Source organism: Pseudoprevotella muciniphila, assembly GCF_003265305.2.
Taxonomy (GTDB): Bacteria; Bacteroidota; Bacteroidia; order Bacteroidales; family Bacteroidaceae; genus Alloprevotella; species Alloprevotella muciniphila.
Map to the genome: position 1 here is coordinate 1209097 of NZ_CP033459.1, position 15007 is coordinate 1224103.

The 15007-nt window shown below is 46.5% G+C and carries 17 protein-coding genes; 8 read left to right on the top strand and 9 right to left on the bottom strand.

From position 1 onward, the window contains the following. The first annotated feature begins 6 nt into the window (after positions 1 to 6). Both C7Y71_RS04920 and aroC read left to right on the top strand, forming a co-directional pair. Positions 7 to 624 (top strand): FKBP-type peptidyl-prolyl cis-trans isomerase, encoded by a 618-nt coding sequence (locus tag C7Y71_RS04920; RefSeq protein WP_111897278.1) that lies wholly within the window; start codon positions 7 to 9, stop codon positions 622 to 624. An 18-nt stretch (positions 625 to 642) separates the two neighbouring features. Next, entirely contained in the window at positions 643 to 1710 is a 1068-nt protein-coding gene (gene aroC, locus C7Y71_RS04925) for a chorismate synthase (protein WP_111897279.1), read from the top strand. A 140-nt stretch (positions 1711 to 1850) separates the two neighbouring features. On the opposite strand, the gene C7Y71_RS04930 is transcribed toward aroC, so the two are convergent. Continuing rightward, positions 1851 to 3101: an acyloxyacyl hydrolase gene (locus C7Y71_RS04930; protein ID WP_111897280.1), complete on the bottom strand. Its 1251-nt coding sequence runs from the start codon at positions 3099 to 3101 to the stop codon at positions 1851 to 1853. A 167-nt stretch (positions 3102 to 3268) separates the two neighbouring features. Here C7Y71_RS04930 and C7Y71_RS04935 point away from each other — a divergent pair, with 167 nt between their 5' ends. Together C7Y71_RS04935 and C7Y71_RS04940 are read left to right on the top strand one after the other, a co-directional pair. Continuing rightward, positions 3269 to 3577 carry a type II toxin-antitoxin system RelE/ParE family toxin gene (locus C7Y71_RS04935; protein WP_111897281.1) on the top strand — a complete coding sequence of 103 codons (309 nt, stop codon included), beginning with the start codon at positions 3269 to 3271 and terminating at the stop codon, positions 3575 to 3577. Between the two features lie 9 nt (positions 3578 to 3586). After that, on the top strand, positions 3587 to 3898 hold the full coding sequence (locus tag C7Y71_RS04940) for a HigA family addiction module antitoxin (RefSeq protein ID WP_111897282.1): 312 nt from the start codon (positions 3587 to 3589) through the stop codon (positions 3896 to 3898). A 113-nt stretch (positions 3899 to 4011) separates the two neighbouring features. Here C7Y71_RS04940 and C7Y71_RS04945 read toward each other — a convergent pair whose 3' ends face one another. The 6 genes from C7Y71_RS04945 to C7Y71_RS04970 form a co-directional block, all read right to left on the bottom strand. Beyond that, on the bottom strand, positions 4012 to 4368 hold the full coding sequence (locus C7Y71_RS04945) for a hypothetical protein (protein ID WP_111897283.1): 357 nt from the start codon (positions 4366 to 4368) through the stop codon (positions 4012 to 4014). Between the two features lie 13 nt (positions 4369 to 4381). Continuing rightward, positions 4382 to 4768, bottom strand: a complete 387-nt coding sequence (locus tag C7Y71_RS04950; protein ID WP_111897284.1) for a DUF4339 domain-containing protein — start codon at positions 4766 to 4768, stop codon at positions 4382 to 4384. A gap of 37 nt (positions 4769 to 4805) precedes the next feature. Then, positions 4806 to 5138 carry a hypothetical protein gene (locus C7Y71_RS04955; RefSeq protein ID WP_111897285.1) on the bottom strand — a complete coding sequence of 111 codons (333 nt, stop codon included), beginning with the start codon at positions 5136 to 5138 and terminating at the stop codon, positions 4806 to 4808. A gap of 78 nt (positions 5139 to 5216) precedes the next feature. Beyond that, entirely contained in the window at positions 5217 to 6569 is a 1353-nt protein-coding gene (locus C7Y71_RS04960; RefSeq protein ID WP_111897286.1) for an SPFH domain-containing protein, read from the bottom strand. A 213-nt stretch (positions 6570 to 6782) separates the two neighbouring features. Then, positions 6783 to 7853: a hypothetical protein gene (locus tag C7Y71_RS04965; RefSeq protein WP_111897287.1), complete on the bottom strand. Its 1071-nt coding sequence runs from the start codon at positions 7851 to 7853 to the stop codon at positions 6783 to 6785. An 80-nt stretch (positions 7854 to 7933) separates the two neighbouring features. After that, positions 7934 to 8707, bottom strand: a complete 774-nt coding sequence (locus tag C7Y71_RS04970; RefSeq protein ID WP_111897288.1) for a hypothetical protein — start codon at positions 8705 to 8707, stop codon at positions 7934 to 7936. A 336-nt stretch (positions 8708 to 9043) separates the two neighbouring features. Here C7Y71_RS04970 and C7Y71_RS04975 point away from each other — a divergent pair, with 336 nt between their 5' ends. The 4 genes from C7Y71_RS04975 to C7Y71_RS04990 all read left to right on the top strand — a co-directional run bounded on the left by C7Y71_RS04975 (position 9044) and on the right by C7Y71_RS04990 (position 11827). Next, positions 9044 to 9601: a hypothetical protein gene (locus C7Y71_RS04975; RefSeq protein WP_111897290.1), complete on the top strand. Its 558-nt coding sequence runs from the start codon at positions 9044 to 9046 to the stop codon at positions 9599 to 9601. Between the two features lie 25 nt (positions 9602 to 9626). Then, the gene (locus C7Y71_RS04980) at positions 9627 to 10937 is read left to right on the top strand and encodes a protein kinase domain-containing protein (RefSeq protein ID WP_111897291.1); all 1311 of its coding nucleotides are present in this window, start codon (positions 9627 to 9629) and stop codon (positions 10935 to 10937) included. A 231-nt stretch (positions 10938 to 11168) separates the two neighbouring features. Beyond that, positions 11169 to 11468 carry a hypothetical protein gene (locus tag C7Y71_RS04985; protein ID WP_394366617.1) on the top strand — a complete coding sequence of 100 codons (300 nt, stop codon included), beginning with the start codon at positions 11169 to 11171 and terminating at the stop codon, positions 11466 to 11468. A 134-nt stretch (positions 11469 to 11602) separates the two neighbouring features. Next, positions 11603 to 11827, top strand: a complete 225-nt coding sequence (locus C7Y71_RS04990; RefSeq protein WP_146739308.1) for a hypothetical protein — start codon at positions 11603 to 11605, stop codon at positions 11825 to 11827. A gap of 85 nt (positions 11828 to 11912) precedes the next feature. Here the strand turns inward: C7Y71_RS04990 and mtaB are convergent, their stop codons facing one another. Both mtaB and C7Y71_RS05000 read right to left on the bottom strand, forming a co-directional pair. Then, the gene (gene mtaB / locus C7Y71_RS04995) at positions 11913 to 13253 is read right to left on the bottom strand and encodes a tRNA (N(6)-L-threonylcarbamoyladenosine(37)-C(2))-methylthiotransferase MtaB (protein ID WP_111897293.1); all 1341 of its coding nucleotides are present in this window, start codon (positions 13251 to 13253) and stop codon (positions 11913 to 11915) included. A gap of 56 nt (positions 13254 to 13309) precedes the next feature. Continuing rightward, positions 13310 to 15007, bottom strand: a complete 1698-nt coding sequence (locus tag C7Y71_RS05000; RefSeq protein ID WP_111897294.1) for a DUF4838 domain-containing protein — start codon at positions 15005 to 15007, stop codon at positions 13310 to 13312.

Below are 15007 nucleotides of genomic sequence, written 5' to 3' on the forward strand. Positions count from 1 at the left end.
AACAATATGAACAAGCTAATCACTGCAAGTTACAAACTCGAAGCCATCGATGCTGATGGTACAAAAACCATAGTGGAAGAGGCCCCAATAGAGGCGCCGTTCAAGTTTATCACAGGCATGGGCATCACGCTCGACACATTCGAAAGCAACATCGAAAACCTCAACGAGGGCGACAATTTCGACTTCACGCTGACACCCGAGGAAGGCTACGGTCCCTACATGGAGGAACATGTGCGCGATTTCGACCGAAGCCTGTTCTGTGTGGACGGACGCTTCGACAAGGAGCGCATCTTCGTAGGAGCAGAAGTGCCACTCATCAACGAAGATGGCGAGCGTTTCCCGGGACGCGTGCTCGAAGTAACGGACAAGACAGTGAAAATCGATCTCAACGACATCCTCGCAGGCAAGTCGCTACACTTCACAGGCACCATCATCACCTCGCGCGAAGCCACGATAGAGGAGATGGCAGGCTATATCAACATGATCAGTGGCGAAGGTTGCGGATGCGGCTGTGGGTGCGACCATGATCACGACCACGGCGAAGGATGCGGCTGCGGTCACCACCATGGCCATGACCACGATCACGGCGAAGGATGCGGTTGCGGACACCATCACGACCACTAATATCAAATTTCCCAAGCAATGAACACTATCGGCAACATTTTCAGGCTAACCTCCTTCGGCGAGAGCCACGGAGCAGCCATAGGAGGAATCATCGACGGTATGCCGCCCGGCATCGACATCGACATGGCTTTCATACAGTCCGAACTCGACCGCCGCAAGCCAGGACAAAGCGACCTGACCACAGGAAGGAAGGAAGGCGACCGGGTGGAAATCCTTTCCGGTGTGTTCGAAGGCAAGAGCACCGGCACACCGATAGGTTTCATCGTGCGCAACGAGAACCAACACTCTGCCGACTACGACAACCTGCGCGACATCTTCCGACCGTCGCACGCTGACTATACCTATTTCTGCAAATACGGCATACGCGACCACCGCGGTGGCGGACGCACCTCAGCACGCGAAACCATCAGCCGTGTGGTAGCAGGCGCTTTCGCAAAGTTAGTGCTCAGGCAGAAAGGCATCTGCATCAGGGCATATACCTCACAAGTGGGCAATATAAGTCTGTCCGGCACATATCAGGACTACGACCTGGCACTTGCCGAAACGAACCCCGTTCGCTGCCCCGACCCCGAAACGGCAGAACGCATGGCTGAACTCATACGAGAGGTGAAGGCAGAGGGCGACACCATAGGCGGAGTCATCACGGGTGTCATCACGGGTTGCCCCGCAGGACTTGGAGAACCCGTCTTCGACAAACTTCATGCTGCATTGGGCAGCGCCATGCTCAGCATCAATGCAGCAAAAGGATTTGAATATGGCGAAGGCTTCGCCGGTGTAACACAGCGCGGATCAGAACAGAACGACATTTTCACCACTGACGGCAAAGGAGGCATCACAACTCAAACCAATCATAGCGGAGGTATCCAAGGCGGCATCTCCAACGGCAACGATATCTGTTTCCGAGTAGCCTTTAAGCCGGTAGCCACCCTGCTGCGCGAACAACCCACGGTAGGCACCGACGGCAATACCACCACAGTACAAGCACGCGGCAGGCACGACCCATGCGTCCTGCCCCGCGCCGTACCCATAGTGGAAGCCATGGCAGCCATCGTCACCCTCGACAAATGCCTGCAAGCCAAGTGCTGACAACATTTTTAACCCATATCGTTATTTTTGACCGATATGGGTTAATATTTGTTACTTATTTTTGTTAATGAGCCTTTTTGGGGGGTAAGAAGCACTTGCAGTTCTATGGACGCCAAGCACCCCTCAAGTGGATTCAGACATCATATCCGGCACCCCAGCAGCAGTTGCACGCAGTTCACCTTCTGGAAGCGGTGTGCCTTGATGTTGTAGCCAATAAAGACGCGGTCGTGCGTGAAGGGGAAGGCATAGCGCAGTCCCACGTTCTGATAGATACGGCTTTCTTCAGTCTTTGCGACATGGCCTGTACGGTTCAGGAGATAAACGCCTACGCCTACATTCACGGAAAGATGGCGATAGAACACCTCGTGGCGTGCGCTCACGCCGAGGATATGAGGAGAGTAGCGATAGCCTGTACGTCCCTGCAACCGGTCGTAGTCGCGCACCTTATATATATAGTCCGCATAGGTGTAATCCAAGCCTATGCCTGAGGCATGAAGCAGATGATAGCGATACATCGGGGCTACCATCGTGGTGAAGAAGCCGTAAAGCGGATTGTCCTTGCTCTGATGAATCGTGAAATGGTCTATCAGCGACTTCAAGCCCATACCGGCAACGGCATCTACATAAAACCCTTTTCTATAGTTTTTATCTTCAGGAGCCGTATTCTTACTACCCTTCCCCTTCATATTCCCCTCTTGGTTTCCCAAGTCATAATGCAACGCGAGGGTCGGGCCAATAGTGTTCGCTCCCAGATTAGGCCGGTCGAGGGTGCCGTTGCTGTAATGCTTGAAGTCGAGCCCTATTGAAGCATGCCAGCGTGGCGCAAAGCGGTATTTTGCAGACACACCGGCACCAAAGAAAATGGAGAACGTGGAACCGATGACTTCATTATCGCGATTACTGTTTTCATCGAACGGATGGGGGCAATACGCTATGCCCTGCATAAGGTCAAGACCTATAGCCCATCGCCCTTTTCGCACGATGTTGAACTGTACTCCCCCATAGAGGCTCAGCAAATAGCCGATGCGGGCTCTGTGCGAAGGGTCGTTGCGGTAGATCTTCACCCTGCCGAAATCCTCATAAATCAACCCTGCCAGTATCGTAGGATGCCCCATAGCCCTGTCATACGCCGTTTCATGTCGTCCTCGGGGCTGCCACCTCAGTCGCAGGTCGTAGTGGTTTGTGCCATAACTGTGCAGCAACTCCTTATTATATTCCCCCGCATGAATCAGATAACTCACATTCCCTGCCACGCTCACGCCCCAGAAGTCTTTCCCCGTATCACTCGCCATTTCATTTCTTGCGGTGTCAGCACATTGCACAGAATCCACATCCTCCGCCCAAACGTTGAAGGAAAAGAAAGTCAACAATACTGTCAAAAACCATTTCATAGCGCAAAGATAATGGATTCCTAAAAAAGCAGTGATTTATAAAGTAGTGTGTCAGTATTATATGGACAAATTTGCAGGATTTCTGCGCAAAATCACGAACAGAAATTCGCAAAATTTGCGAATATCAAAATCTTATTATATCTTTGCATACACAAAGAGCAAAAACAATGGAGATATCATTCGAGAAAGACTATTTGCGAGAACTTTTCTACGAAGGCAAGACCAGCGACAGACATCATCGCTATCAACCCGAAATAGTAAAGAGATATATCCGTGTGATAAACATTCTCGAGTCTGTAGAAAAACCTGTGGATCTTTTTCGTTTTCGCTCCCTTCACTACGAGAAGCTGATTGGCGATAAAGTGGGATTGGAATCTGTGCGGGTGAACAAGCAATATCGTGTCGAATTTAAGTCACAGCCAAGTGGTGAAATAACAATTTGCAGAATTATAGATTTGTCTAATCATTATAAATAACGACATATTATGGGAAGTTTAGGTTATGGGGCTTATCCCACACATCCGGGAGAAGTATTGAAAGATGAGTTGGCAGAGCGTGGCATCAGTCAGCGCAAATTGGCAGAGAGCATGGGTCTGACCTATTCGGTGGTTAACGAAATACTTAACGGCCATCGTCCTTTGACAGCGAAAACAGCTTTGATGTTTGAGGCGGCTTTGGATGTTCCTGCCGACTCACTGATGTATCTTCAGACGAAGTATAACATGCAGACGGCTCGCAAAGACACCACCCTGCTCAGCAACATCAAGAAGATAAAGAAAATTGCTGCCGTATTTTAGAGGCGTTGCTCCTACTTGACTGTGCAAGCCAACAGAGCGAGCGAACACAAAAAAATAGCCCGATAGTCTTTTTACAGGCTTTCGGGCTATATATGGTCCTTTGAGTTTTTATTTTACACGTCCTTTATTTCTACAAGTTTCCACAGCACGAGGAAGTGCACGCAGAGGATTAAAACGACGGACACTATGTAGAGAGGTACTGCCACGCCAAAGATGGCGAAACAGAGGTTTACTGCCAACATTAGGAACAATACGATAGTGCTCCAGACTTTCATATTCACGTTTTGACGGTCGTTGTCAAGGCGCAACGCGATGAGTGGCAGGATCGCTGAGAGTAAGCATACCTCTGTTCCGGTGGCTAATAACCAATCGCTTTCATCACCTTTAGAATTTGCGATATAATAAGCCAAATAGGCAAAAGCCGCCGTAATAATGAGGCTCAACAGTGTTGGAAAAAGTTTGAGTTTCATTGTTCGCTCATATTTATTGGTTAGGCATTGGCGGTGGCGCGAGTGCCACAAGACGCAGCACCTGCGGTGTGTTTTCCACCGGCTGCCAACTTGTCAAACCAGGGAACCAGCACAGCGAGTCTTTTGTTACCTTGCCTTGAGTTATAAGACTGCACAATTCGCTCTCGCTCAGAGGCCCTACCTGCTTGCCTTCAAGAGCCACATAACAGGTTGCCGGTAAGGGTGGTGGGCACATGCCTGGTGCTGCTGCGGGATTGGGTGCCGGCATTGACTGGATTGAACCGGGTATATACATCGTCCGCATTGTCTGATTCATCATATTCACCATTTGCTGCGCCACTGCCATACTCAGGCCGAACTCCACCAACCGGTCAACGGAGAAAAAACTCTGATCATTCATTTACTACTCTTTTTTTAATTATAGTGTTTTCGTGTTTTTATTTATTATCATTCAACCAATCCGCCAACATTCCTACCGACACTATAATAAGAACCTGCTTGATAATCCACCAAAGCAGACGGAATGGAGCCTTTATTATCTTTTTGATACAACCTTCCTTCTTTGTAGTTTCCTTTATGTGAATCACCTTCTCCGTAACTTGAGGCGGATTCATTCGTCTTTGATAGCTCTCACTATAACTTGACTCGTCTATTTCACCTTTATCATTTATAAGCACTTTCGCATAATAATCATCACCATTTGTGCCTTGAGTTCTTGAGAATTTCCAACCTTCACTTCTTGGAATTTTAATATTTTCGTAATGTGCCATTTTTTATAAAATTTTGATTTTTCTACTCTTTATTAAAAGGATTTCTACTTTCTCCCATAAGTAATAATCTGTTGTAAATTACGGCATGGGTGGTGGGGGTGGTGTTCCAGGTGCTGGCGGAGCAAAAATGCTTGCTAATTCCGCCACGTTTCCGGCAAAATCCCAATTTGCCATACCTTGTTTCCAAACGTACGTTTGGCGCGTAATCTGACCACTTTGTGCCATCATCTTCAGTTCCTGCAGATTGAATGGTCCGGACTGTGCGCCATTGATGCTAACGAGGTATTGCACGGAAGGCATAGGTGGCGGGGTATTCATCGCACCTTGCATCTGCTGCCCCATATTCTGCATCATTCCAGCCATTTGTTGGCCAACAGCACCACCCATCATCATGCCTGTCATCATTCCGGCGGGATTCATACTATTGCCATCGCCGCTCATATTCATAGCACCCATCTGTCCCAGACTTTGCGCACCCGTTTTGAGTACTTCTGTCTGTTGGTCGAGAGAATGTGCCCCCATGAAGTTCGATTCCGTCTGCAAGCGCTGTGCACGTTGCATCTCTTCGCGCTGTATGCGGAGCGATTCTTCCATATTGGCGAGGTTGATGCGCTGAGTGTCTTGCATATTCCTTATGCCTAAATCAGTCTGTGCATTGATCGTTTTTGCCGTATTACCTGCTGTGAGTTCTCTCAATTCTTCATAGTAAGGGCTGTCCTTATCTATATCCAACGCGGCTATGTCGAATCCTTTCAGATTTACACCGAAATCGTTTTCGATGCGTGGTTTCAGGTAAGCCTCAACACGTTCATTGATGGTCAGTATCTGCCTTTCCATCTGCACGACAGGCATTCCCAACTCTTGCGGAATATTCATCACCACACCTTTTACATACTTAGACAACGCATCCTTTATCTGCCCTCTGAAGCGCTCGTGGTCAAAATTGATCAATCGATTCAGTTTGATAAAGTTCTTGTAGTCGGTAATGTTAAACGTGATGGTACCGCGTACCGCCATTGGTATGCCATGGTCGGGCAGACGCGGGTCGAACACATCAAAAAACGGCACTGCAAACCGCAACTGGTTATTGCCAGCCAGATTGATGAAATAGATTTCTGCCTGAAATGGCGACTCGCCACCGAAAGCCATACCGACTATACTTGCCAGCACAGGGAAATTGGCGGTCTTGATGGTCTGGTCAAAAGGTCCTTCGATAAAATCCTGCAAAGGTCCGTCTTTGCTTTTATAGACAAAGACTGCTACCTCTCCGTCTTTCACTCGCAGACTACTGCCATAGCGAATGCTGTTTTCTCGACTGGTGGAGTTAACGTCCTGCCCAAGAGGACGCCATTTCCACACCATATAATCTTCTTCATCGCAGCGGATGACATTCATCAGTCCGCCGCCTTTTCCTTTTCCGAATAGTGCCATATAAAGTTTATTTATAGAGTGTTCGATAAATTATCTTGTGGCAATGTTGCTGCTATAACGGCACCTACTTTACTTTTAAATTTCTAAGAGACATTGCGAGTTATGGTTCAATAGTTTAGAAGCAAAGAAGCAAGTTAGAACACTAAAGAATAACCAAGTAAATTCTTTCAAATTTAGTAATTTAAAGAACACCATTATTATTTTATTTTAAGCTTAATCGTTATCGTCAAAGCTGATATTACTTGAGTCTAAACCTGCATAATTATATAGCTGTTTTAAGTGTTTCTTCCTCCATTCACTAGATGCAGGTGAGACTCTATCGATAAATGACTTGATGGAAGTCTCCTCACCTTTAGTTTTCATGTGGTCAATACATTTATAAATAATGTTTTCAAAGGTTATTCCCAAATTAAGAGAAGAAGTATTATAAAATTGAATTGCCTCGTCATATTTCCCTTCATTAATACATTTATCAATGCTTTTTTTTATAACGTTGGCTTTCAATCTATAAAGAGAACCTGGATGGCCACTACCAAATATATTAATAGCTTTATCATATTCACCTTTCTCTATTCTAGCATTGCAAATAGTTTCATAAGCAGACATTATGTCTCCTTCAGAATTCTTCTTTTTACTCCTGAATTCTTCCACCAATGCAGTTGCTTCATCAAGATTACCTTCATTAACCAATATTGTTACTTTTGAAATAATTTCTTTTGGCCCATCTCCTTTGCATGATTTATAAATAAATAATGTAAAAATCAAAACAATGAAGACTATACAACCTATGATAATATTTTTGGTTCTTTTTGACTTATTATGAATCAGAAGTTCAGAATCTATTTCAGACAGAAGATATTGCACTTTTTTGTCTTCAGCATACAACGTTCTAGCCATCCTACGGTATTTCTCCACAAGAGCCTTTTGCATTTTGTCATTTTTGCCACTCTTCAATGCTACCAGAGCATTCTCCATGTTTTCTATGAGAGCTAATAACTCATTATCATCATTCCTGTTGACGCCTACTGTATGTCCACAACTTGGACAGACACCGCTCAATGCTGGCATAATTTCTCCACAATTGGGGCATTTCTTTACTTTGTTCATCGCTGCCTGCTGCCGCTGTCTGATTTTTTGCACTTCTGCATCTAAAATCATATCTACTTCTGCGGGATTGATTCCTTCTGAAACAGCTCGATTTCTGATAACGGCACGTTCTTCATCTGTGATGCGGCCATCTACTAATGAAGCTTCTATAAGTTTTTGTAATTCCTGTGAGAACATAGATTAAAAATGTTAATAGTTAGTAAATTTTGTTTTGTTTAGTTTGTAAATTAACTCAATAAATACTCAAAACTGCATAGTTAAGAAAGAGTTTTAATCAAGTCTCTCCAGTTGCTACCAAAATTGTTCTTTGAAAAAAAAGCAGATTGAGGACTATTCATTTCTATAATCTTATATCTATATGAGCATAATCTCAAAATGGTTCTTAATAAAACTTTTTCCCAATATCTTTTGCCACGCATAATTACAAGTAATTTTCCCTGTATAAGAGCTTGAAAAAGGAGATAATCACGATATGCGTCAGATGGTAATTCCGGATAATTGAAACTTTGTTTACTATGGTATGGAAAATATTCCAAAACAAAAATATTTAGATTTTGAGTATTTAATTCAGTACATAGTTCTTTCGTTCTTTCTCTCCACCAAATACAACCAGCGTGGAGATTTCCATTTATATCCTTAATATCTTTGAACCACATAAAATCGTCTGTCTTATGTAGAAGAGTTTCTTGTCTCAATTGTAGGTATTGTGATTGCTTAAAATCCGTAGCATTTACAGTCCCTCCTGGATTAAGGTTTAAACAGATAACATCACTATTAATAAAGCTTCCTGAATATGGTTCTGGGAGATCAGATGTATCCAGAATGTTTGGGTTGTTCTGTGTGAATGTTGTTATAGTGTTCTTGTCGCAATCTGCTATAGTATTGTTCCAAGTAATCTTTGTCCAAGGATTGAAAGCGCACAAACATGAATGAACACCAAAAGGTGACAGATTGTTTATTTTTTTTGCCATGAATTGTTTTTTGCAAATTTCAACAATAATAATGAGTAAGACCATGCTTTTTTCAGCCATTTACAGCCATTTATGGGGAGGGGGAATTTTGCATTGCTTTTGTGGTATGTTTTGGCTATTTTTGCAGTGTTTTAAGAATTGAATCTACAGTGAGGCAAATGGCTGCGGACAGGATTTCGGATGTTAACTTATTTAGGTAATTTTGCATCTATTAACACTCCAGGTTTCGCAAGTTCCACTTGCTTGAAGTTAACGAAGTTAGAGAAGTCAAAGAAGTTAACGACGCATGTTTTGAACGACAGACGGTCATTTACATCCCGCATGATGTTATCGTCAATAACTTCGTCAACTCCGGGCGTAGCAACAACTTCAGAAAGTTGAATTAACACTTAAAGAATGGATAAAGATATAGCACGGCTTTGCAAGAAGATTGAGGCGGCGCTGGGCGTAGCGGTTAACGCGTCGGGTGATTTTGAAGTACTTGCCCGCGAGGTATTTGACCGCACGCATGAGGTGGTTGGCATCAATACGCTGAAGCGTATCTGGGGACACGGCAACTATGGTGTGGAAAAGCCACGACGCAGCACGCTCGATGTGTTGGCGCGCTTCGTAGGGTTCGCAGACTACTCCACGTTTCTACGATATAATGACGGTTTGACGTCGGACAAGGTTATGACGCGCCATATTGTTACCAAGCACTTGGCGCGAGGGCTGACAGTGGAGTTACAATGGCTGCCCGACCGCCGTGTGCTGGTGGAGCATTTAGGCAATGCACGGTTTGTGGTGCGCGAAGTGGAACATTCCAAGTTGCAGGTCGGCGACACATTCTTTTGCAACATGATTATTGAGGGCGAGCCCATCTATCTTTCCAACCTTACTCGCGAAGGCATGTCGCCTACTGCATATATGGCGGGCAAGCAGGCTGGCGTGCATTTCACTGTGATAGAGGATTAGTCTCCTTCTTATAAGAACATACAGCATGTCAACGAAAAAGTTTTCAGATTTCAGAGAGGGTCCTGTCCAAGAGGGCGACCATAAGTTCAGCGACATAGAGATTGTTCGGCGTTCGCACATCAATGTGATGACTAAGGCGCGGCGCGACGGGCGAATCTGGATACTTAAATCGCTGGCGGAGGACCTTGCCGACGACCTGCTCTATCAGGAGATGCTTAACAAGGAGTGTCGTCTGCTAATGCAGGTTCAGGGACACAAGAGCATCGTCCGCTGCACGGGTATGGAAAACGTGGAGGGGCTGGGCGATGCTATCGTGATGGAGTATGTGGAGGGTAAGAACCTGGCGGAGATGATCACCCAGGGCAATGCGCTTACGACACAGGAACGGCTCCGCATTTTCAGGGAATTGCTCGATGCCGTGGAGTATCTTCATCAGTCGGGGTGCGTGCATTGCGACCTGAAGCCTGAAAACATTATGCTGACACATGTCGGCAAGAATGTGAAACTTATAGACTTCGGTTTCACAGACAGCGACTCCTATTATATACTCAAGCAAGCGAGCGGCACACAAGGCTATATGCCTCCCGATAGGGAATCAGGTAAGACTCCGGATGCCCGAACGGACATCTATGCCTTGGGTAAGATTTTAGAAGACCTTGGGCTGGGCGATGCTTACGCGGAGGTCATCGCGCGGTGCCAGAAGCCTGCCGCGCAGCGTTATTCTACGGTCAGCGAACTGCGCACGGACTTAGACGCAAGTGTGCGCAAGTATCATAAAAGGCAACGTATCCGCAAGGTGCTCAAATGGCTGGGCGGCATTGCACTTGCTATTTGCCTGCTTCTGACTGTTTTCTATGGTATCAGCCTGTTCCGCAGCAGAAACGTCATCCACAAGGGCGACACATTCAAGACAGCGCTGGATTTTCTCAGACCTTTCGGCATCAACGAGACCGAAACACCCTGGGGCAACGTCCTCGAAGGGCGGAAACAGTTGCTGCTCTGGGGACCGGAATACAAGAACGCGCGTTGGCATAACAGTGGCGACGCAACCCAGATGTACCCGACTATTACGGAACAATGGGGACCAGAGGGGGCAGAGCCAGAGTTGATTCACACCCGTAACAAGGAGCACCACTGGATGTATTCGCGCCTCGACGAGTTGCGACTGACGTTCATGAAGAACTTTGTCGATACGGGGTATGTATTTCTGGGTGTCTATCGCATGTCGCTTACCCAATCGGACACGACAAAGGTGGTCTGGGTTCGCGTGGCTGAAGAAGTTGAAATTGACGACTTGGATGCTGTTGAAGCGCTTCGGAATGAGCCTCGCGATTGAGGCTTTTTGAGATAGAGGTTATAGAAACAATAGAAATAATAGCAATAATAGCATTTATAGAGGGTATATATTATCGGTTTCTGGCATTAAAATGGGCTGAAACTTCAAAAATCGCATCATTAAATCGGATTTTTGCAAACCGTAGTTTAAAAAACAGGGAAATAAAGTGAAAGTTTTGTTAAAAAAAACGGTTTTTGAAAAAAAAAAGGAAAAATGTTTGTTTGATACGAAATGGCGAAATATCTTTGCAGCGTTTTAAGGCAATTGATTGTTTTACCAAAAAAAATTAAAAAGAAAATGAAAAAGTTAGTTTTCGCAATGGTAGCTTTCGCAGCTATTTCTTTCGCTTCTTGCGGTGGTGAACAAAAACCCGCTGCTGATGCAGACACAACAGCAACTGATACTACAGCTGTAGCTGACACAACAGCTGCTGACACAACAGCTGCTGACACAACAGCTGCTGACACAACAGCTGCTCCTGCTAAGGAAAAAGTTGCTGCTGATAGCGTAGCTGCTGATAGCGCAAAATAATTAAGCTACCAACAAGAGAGAATTGAACCTGTAGGGGACTATCCCCCGCAGGTTTTTTTTCCTAAAAATTTGTGCTAAATCTTAAAAAACGGTCTTTAGGGACCTGGAAACCAATATCAAGCATACATAATTCTATGAAAAAGTGTCTTCTTATTGCAGCAGTGGCAATGATTGCTTTGTCATCATGCTGTGGCGACAAGTGCAAGACGGGTGCTGGTGCAGATTCCACAATGGTTGATTCTGCGATAGTTGACTCTTCCAAGATCGCTACTGAGGGCGATACCATCATCGAGGACGTTCCCGGTGGTGTTGCCACACACGAGACGGACAAAGATATTGCCCCTGCTCCTGAACGATAATCTCCAAATATAGCCGATTTCGGTTATTTTATTCTTTGGGTTCAAGGATTTTCTTGCACCCTTGTTTTGTTATGCGGTATCTTCCCTATTTGATTGCCATGAGGGCAGACGAGTCGGGATTGAAATTCCCAAGTTTTTCTGTAGTCAGCCGGTTATCTGTTCTTCCTAATACAACGTTTTCGTCTGCATCAGGTGCCTCCACCCTGATATAATTGTCCGTCCAGCCTTGCAGGGGCAGTCCTTCGCGTGTGTGCTCCCACAGCACTTTGCGGTTTGTTCCTATAAAACGTTGATAGAAAGCCTTTCGTTTTTCTTCAGACAGTGTAATGAGCCGCTGGCTGCGTTCGTGTTTTGTTGCCTTGTCCACGATGTGCGGTATTTCAAGCGCCTTTGTTCCGGGTCGTTCGCTGTAACTGAAGACGTGCAGTTGTGCAATGTCGAGGCTTTTTATGAAATTGTAGGTTTCTTCAAAGCATTCGTCTGTTTCCCCACGAGTACCGACGATGACATCCACTCCTATGAATGTGTCAGGTCGGACGGTCATCACTTTTCGCATTTTTTCGGCGAAGAGATCCGTGTCGTAGCGTCGGTGCATCAGGCGTAGCACTGTGTCGCTGCCGCTTTGGAGCGGTATATGGAAATGCGGCATGAAAGCTCGGCTACTGGCGCAGAAATCGATGATCTCGTCTGTCAGCAGGTTCGGCTCGATGGACGAAATGCGGTAGCGCTCTATGCCTTCCACTTTGTCGAGTGCCTGTATCAGTCCGAAAAAATCCTCGTTTGTTCCCTGCCCGAAATCGCCGATATTTACTCCTGTGATGACTATCTCCTTTCCGCCTGCGGCTGCCACATCCTCCGCCTGACGAACCATCTGGGCTATTGTTCCGCTTCGGCTTCGCCCTCTCGCTATGGGTATGGTGCAATAGGTGCAGTAGTAGTTGCAGCCGTCCTGCACCTTGAGGAAGTAGCGTGTCCGGTTTCCCCGCGAGCACGAAGGCACGAAGGTCCTGATATCTTTCAGTGGCACGGCAATCGCTTCGTGGCATGTACCGAGCGTAGCCTTCCTCCCTATCAGAGCCTTGAGATGCGGTATAACCTCGCCTTTTTGCTCCATTCCGAGCACGAGGTCAACGTTGTCGAAACGTGCTATTTCCTGCGGTTTGAGTTGCGCATAGCACCCTATGACGACCATGACACACCCGGGATTCTCCCGCGCGAGGCGGTTTATGGCTTGCCGGCACTTATGGTCTGCCATATCCGTAACGGAGCAAGTATTGACTATGCAGATGTCTGCACATTCCTGCTGCTCTGCCGTTCTCACCCCCTCTGCCTCCATGCGGTCGCGCAAGGTGGATGTTTCGGCAAAATTCAGTTTGCAGCCGAGTGTCGCGTATTTTGCGGTCTTATTGTATAAGGAGTTCTCCATTTGTTCTTTTCGGGGTTCTTGCTGTAACATTGTTGCAGCATAGTGGACTAGGTGGGTCAGTTTTTGAGATAGTCGTTGCAGTACTGCTCGGGCGATTCGTGGCGCTCTCGTATGGATACAATCTTCTCGCGTTTTGCCACATTGCGGAAGCGTTGAAGTGTTTGTTGGATGGCGGGAGAGCGTTGCTGCCGGTATGTTTTTGCCAGTTCGAGTTCAACGTATTGCAATGTCAGTCTGGCGCGTTGCACACGATGAAGAAGCGTCTCGTCTGAAGCCACAGCGCGCTCGGCACGATCAAAGAGAGTATTATACACTTTCATTTTATCTGCACTAAACATGCCGTCCTTATGATACTCTGGTTTGTCGGCAATCCACATCGGCTGCTCGCTCTGTATGAGATTTTGTTCCAAGCGTTTCCGATAGTCGTAAAGATATCTTCCTGCTGCGCCGTAATATCCGTTCATAAACTTCTGTACGAGAGAATCAAGATCTCTTTCCGGATTCCACATCAGTTTTGAGAGCACATATCCACGCAACTCAGCAAAGTCGGTTGCAGGCTCGCCGTTGCACTGCGAGAAGAGCATCTTCGCGCCATGCTCTCTGAATATTCGCATATTCGGTTGCAGGATGTGGAAATTCGGGAAGGGCATAAGCAGGTGTTCGAACGAGATGCCATAGTCCCAAAGGAAGATGTTATCGGTAATGGCACTCCACCCCTCGAGTGCATTATAGAAAAGTTTTCCGTAATGGTTGTCAGTGATAACGTTATGCCTTCGTGCATCAAATGAGCAGAGCATGATGTTCACGTTCTTCAGCGGCCGCGTCCGTTTTGGCGGGTCCATACTGTAGAGGAAGGCAAGTGTGGAGAAGGTCTTGTCTGGAAAACGTTGCGCGAGTCGGTTCACAAAGCGTATGATTGCGCCCGACTGCGCTCCCTCCTCTTCTGCCACTTTGTTGCACTTCGGACAACGGCAATAACGGTCTACCCCATCATTCTGGCTGACAGAAAGCATGGTCTTGCCAGGATGTTTCCGGAATATGGAGTCCACCTTATGTACCACGAGTTGGAAGAGTTCTTCGTTAGTTAGGCACCATTGCGATGATGGCTCCACCACCCGCTTGCCATCTATCATGGCATAATACTCGGGATGCGATGCACCATATTGCTGCACGGGCACTATAGGGTTGAATGTATGCACCCACAGATTTCCTGCAAACACTTCTGACGGGTCGTCCACTCTCAGGAACTGCCTGTAAACTGGGTCTTCATTTCCGTAGGTATTTGTTTGCCTATACTGAAAAACCGGTGTCTGTCTTGTTCGGAAAGCGGGAACTGTGATTGTTTTTCGTTTTTCCAGACTATAGACATTCTTGGCGTAATAATCTACTCCAAGGTACTGTTCGAGCAGTTCTCCCACACCATATACGGCACCCTTTCCGCCCCCCGTGCGTATGACGATTCCGCTGCGTGTGGCAGTAATATCGAACCCGTTCTCTCCTACCCTTGCGCTTTTCCCTCCTATTACTACTGCCTTCTGCGCGCGGCTACCATGCGCCACCGGCAGTGTTGCTCCGCTGATGCGTTCCACGAAGAGGTTGAGCAACTGCGCCGCTTCCTCCGTTTCTTTGCTATTGTCCGCACAAAGAATGGTTGCTGCCGGCGCTCCATTCCGTACTAAAACAAATTGTGCCGTCGCTTTTGCAGTTATCAAAAGCAGGCAGCACAACAATGCTACTATTCTGTTCACTGACAT

Coding starts and splice junctions, on each gene's coding strand:
- C7Y71_RS04920 (WP_111897278.1), top strand. CDS start 7: ATGAACAAGCTAATCACTGCAAGTTACAAACTCGAAGCCATCGATGCT.
- aroC (WP_111897279.1), top strand. CDS start 643: ATGAACACTATCGGCAACATTTTCAGGCTAACCTCCTTCGGCGAGAGC.
- C7Y71_RS04930 (WP_111897280.1), bottom strand. CDS start 3,101: ATGAAATGGTTTTTGACAGTATTGTTGACTTTCTTTTCCTTCAACGTT.
- C7Y71_RS04935 (WP_111897281.1), top strand. CDS start 3,269: ATGGAGATATCATTCGAGAAAGACTATTTGCGAGAACTTTTCTACGAA.
- C7Y71_RS04940 (WP_111897282.1), top strand. CDS start 3,587: ATGGGAAGTTTAGGTTATGGGGCTTATCCCACACATCCGGGAGAAGTA.
- C7Y71_RS04945 (WP_111897283.1), bottom strand. CDS start 4,368: ATGAAACTCAAACTTTTTCCAACACTGTTGAGCCTCATTATTACGGCG.
- C7Y71_RS04950 (WP_111897284.1), bottom strand. CDS start 4,768: ATGAATGATCAGAGTTTTTTCTCCGTTGACCGGTTGGTGGAGTTCGGC.
- C7Y71_RS04955 (WP_111897285.1), bottom strand. CDS start 5,138: ATGGCACATTACGAAAATATTAAAATTCCAAGAAGTGAAGGTTGGAAA.
- C7Y71_RS04960 (WP_111897286.1), bottom strand. CDS start 6,569: ATGGCACTATTCGGAAAAGGAAAAGGCGGCGGACTGATGAATGTCATC.
- C7Y71_RS04965 (WP_111897287.1), bottom strand. CDS start 7,853: ATGTTCTCACAGGAATTACAAAAACTTATAGAAGCTTCATTAGTAGAT.
- C7Y71_RS04970 (WP_111897288.1), bottom strand. CDS start 8,707: ATGGCTGAAAAAAGCATGGTCTTACTCATTATTATTGTTGAAATTTGC.
- C7Y71_RS04975 (WP_111897290.1), top strand. CDS start 9,044: ATGGATAAAGATATAGCACGGCTTTGCAAGAAGATTGAGGCGGCGCTG.
- C7Y71_RS04980 (WP_111897291.1), top strand. CDS start 9,627: ATGTCAACGAAAAAGTTTTCAGATTTCAGAGAGGGTCCTGTCCAAGAG.
- C7Y71_RS04985 (WP_394366617.1), top strand. CDS start 11,169: ATGGCGAAATATCTTTGCAGCGTTTTAAGGCAATTGATTGTTTTACCA.
- C7Y71_RS04990 (WP_146739308.1), top strand. CDS start 11,603: ATGAAAAAGTGTCTTCTTATTGCAGCAGTGGCAATGATTGCTTTGTCA.
- mtaB (WP_111897293.1), bottom strand. CDS start 13,253: ATGGAGAACTCCTTATACAATAAGACCGCAAAATACGCGACACTCGGC.
- C7Y71_RS05000 (WP_111897294.1), bottom strand. CDS start 15,007: ATGTCAGTGAACAGAATAGTAGCATTGTTGTGCTGCCTGCTTTTGATA.